Origin of the sequence: Saccharothrix hoggarensis (assembly GCF_042678885.1) — a bacterium.
GTDB lineage: Bacteria > Actinomycetota > Actinomycetes > Mycobacteriales > Pseudonocardiaceae > Actinosynnema > Actinosynnema hoggarensis.
This window is the reverse complement of the sequence record NZ_JBHTLK010000404.1, coordinates 1-2,939: the sequence shown is the minus strand read 5'-3', so window position 1 is coordinate 2,939 and position 2,939 is coordinate 1. Positions and strand designations below refer to the sequence as shown.

1 protein-coding gene and 1 pseudogene are annotated in these 2,939 nt (G+C 75.3%); both read left to right on the top strand.

Annotated elements, in window-relative coordinates; genetic code table 11:
• Window positions 1-380: pseudogene (locus ACFQ3T_RS35555) on the top strand (zf-HC2 domain-containing protein); the annotation flags it as partial.
• 72 nt (window positions 381-452) lie between these two features.
• The coding region (gene smc / locus ACFQ3T_RS35550) for a chromosome segregation protein SMC (protein ID WP_380730362.1) at window positions 453-2,939 on the top strand (2,487 nt) is incomplete at its 3' end.

Here is a 2,939-nt window from a genome sequence, read left to right as displayed (position 1 = left end):
CGGTGCTGGTCGCCGCCGGTGTGCTGGCGGTGCTCGTCGCGCTGGCCGGCGTGCTGGTGCCGCGGCTGGCGCGCGACGACGGTCCGGCCGCCGTGACCTGGCACGCGTCCGACGGCACGTCCGGCGTGGTGGCCAGCGCCGACCTCGTCGGCAAGTCCTGGGGCACCGAGCTGTGGATGACCGTGGAGAACATCCCCAAGGGCCTGAGGTGCAAGCTGATCGTCCACGACCGGGCCGGCCGCGCCGAGATCGGCGGCTGGTGGGGCACCGACCACGCGCCGGACGAGCGCATCCCCGGGTCGACGTCGTTCCCGGTCGGGGAGATCGAGCGGCTCGACGTCGTGGTGGACATGAAGGTGCTGGTCTCGGTCCGGCCGTGACGCGGCCGGCGTGATACCGCTGGTCAGCGCGCCTGCCCCGGGCGTCCGCCGGGCACGGGTACGCTGCCCGGCGTGCACCTCAAGAGCCTGACGCTGAAGGGCTTCAAGTCCTTCGCCTCGGCTACCACGCTGCGCTTCGAGCCCGGCATCACGTGCGTCGTCGGACCGAACGGGTCCGGCAAGTCGAACGTGCTCGACGCGCTGCGCTGGGTGATGGGCACGCAGGGCGCGAAGGACCTGCGCGGCGGCAAGATGGAGGACGTCATCTTCGCCGGCACGTCCGGCCGCGCGCCGCTCGGCCGCGCCGAGGTGACGCTGACCATCGACAACTCCGACGGCGCGCTGCCGATCGACTACGTCGAGGTGTCGATCACCCGCCGCATGTTCCGCGAGGGCGCCACCGAGTACGAGATCAACGGCAACTCGTGCCGCCTGATGGACATCCAGGAGCTGCTGAGCGACTCCGGCATCGGCCGCGAGATGCACGTCATCGTCGGCCAGGGCCAGCTCGCCGCGATCCTGGAGTCGAAGCCGGAGGAGCGCCGGGCGTTCGTCGAGGAGGCCGCGGGCGTCCTGAAGCACCGCAAGCGCAAGGAGAAGGCGCTGCGGAAGCTGGAGGCGATGCAGGCGAACCTGACCCGCCTCACCGACCTCACCGCCGAGCTGCGCCGCCAGCTCAAGCCGCTGGGCAAGCAGGCCGAGATCGCCCGCCGCGCCCAGGTCGTGCAGTCCGAGCTGCGGGACGCCCGGATGCGCCTGCTCGCCGACGACCTGGTGACGCAGCGCGAGGCGTTGGCGCGCGAGGAGCAGGACGAGGCCGCCGCCCGCGCCCGCCGCGCCGAGGTGGAGCGGTCGCTGCAACAGGCGCAGGTCCAGCAGAACGAGCTGGAGGACCAGGTCGCGGCGGACGCGCCGAAGCTCCAGCAGGCGCAGGACACGTGGTACCGGCTGTCGGCGCTGGAGGAGCGGCTGCGCGGCACCGTGCGGCTGGCCGTGGAGCGGGAGCGGCACCTGTCGGCGGCCGTGGAAGCGCCGCGCGGCGGGCGTGACCCGGACGAGCTGGAGGCCGAGGCCGAGCAGACCGCGATGCTGGAGCAGGAGCTCCAGGACGGCGTGACGGAGGCGCGGGTCGGGCTGGCGGAGGCCGTGGAGACGCGGGCCGAGCTGGAGCGCGTGGTGTCCGCGGCGGAGAAGGCGCACCTGGCCGCCGTGCGGGCCATCGCCGACCGGCGCGAGGGCCTCGCCCGGCTGTCCGGCCAGGTCGAGGCGCTGCGGTCGAAGACGAGCGCGACCGCCGAGGAGATCGAGCGGATGTCGATCGCGCTGGCCGAGGCGGTCGAGCGGTCCGAGGTCGTCCAGCAGGAACTCGCCGAGGCCCGTGAGGTGACCGGGACCGAGGACGAGGACGACGTCGGGCTGGACGAGCGGCACCGGCTGGCGGTGGAGGCGGACGACGCGGCGCGCCGCCGGGTCGAGGAGCTGGTCAAGGCCGAGCGGGCCGCCGAGCGCGACATCGCGTCGTGGAAGGCGCGGGTGGACGCGCTGTCGCTGGGCCTGACCCGCAAGGACGGCGCGGGCGCGTTGCTGGCGTCCCGGCTGCCGGGGCTGCTGGGCTCGCTCGCGGCGCTGCTGACCGTGGAGCCGGGCGCGGAAATCGCGGTGGCGGCGGCGCTGGGCCCGATGCTCGAGGCGGTCGCGGTGGCGGCCGGGGCCGACGCGGTGGCCACGCTGGAGCTGTTGAAGGAGCAGGACACCGGCCGGGCGGGCGTGCTGGTGGGCGGCGAGCCGGTGAGCGTCGACCGGTCCGGCTGGCCGACGTTGCCGGCGGGCGCTCGGTGGGCCGTGGACGTGGTGGGGGCGCCGGAGCCGCTGCGGCCCGCGTTGCACCGGGCGCTGGAGCGGGTCGCGGTGGTGGACTCGCTGGCCACCGCGCGGCGGTTGGTGGACGAGCACCCCTCGGTGCGCGCGGTGACCCGTGACGGCGACGTGCTCGGCGCGGACTGGGCCGTCGGCGGGTCCGGGCGCAGCCAGAGCGTCATCGAGGTCCAGGCCGCGGTGGACGAGGCGTCGGAGAAGCTGGCGCTGGCCGAACGCGCGTTGGAGCAGTCCGCGGCCGCCCTGGAGGGCGCGCGGGCCGAGCAGCAGGCCCGGCGGGCCGAGGTCGCCGCGGTGAAGGAGCAGCTGAACGAGGCCAAGGTGCGGCGCGCCCGGTCGTCCGAGCGGCTGAACCGGCTCGCGGCGGCGGTGCGGTCGGCCGAGGCGGAGGTCGAGCGGGCGCGCGCCCAGCGGGAGAAGGTCGAGGCCGCCCGCGAGGAGAACCTGCTCAAGCTCGCCGAGCTGGAAGAACGGCTGCTGGTGGCGCAGGAGCAGCCGCTCGACGACGAGCCGGACACGTCCCACCGCGACGAGATGGCCGCCGAGCTGGCCGCCGCACGTCAAGGCGAGGTCGACGCCCGGCTGTCGCTGCGCACGGCCGAGGAGCGCGCCCGCGCGTTGCAGGGCAAGGCCGAGGGACTGCGCCGGGCCGCGCGCGCCGAGCGGGAGGCCCGCCATCTCGTC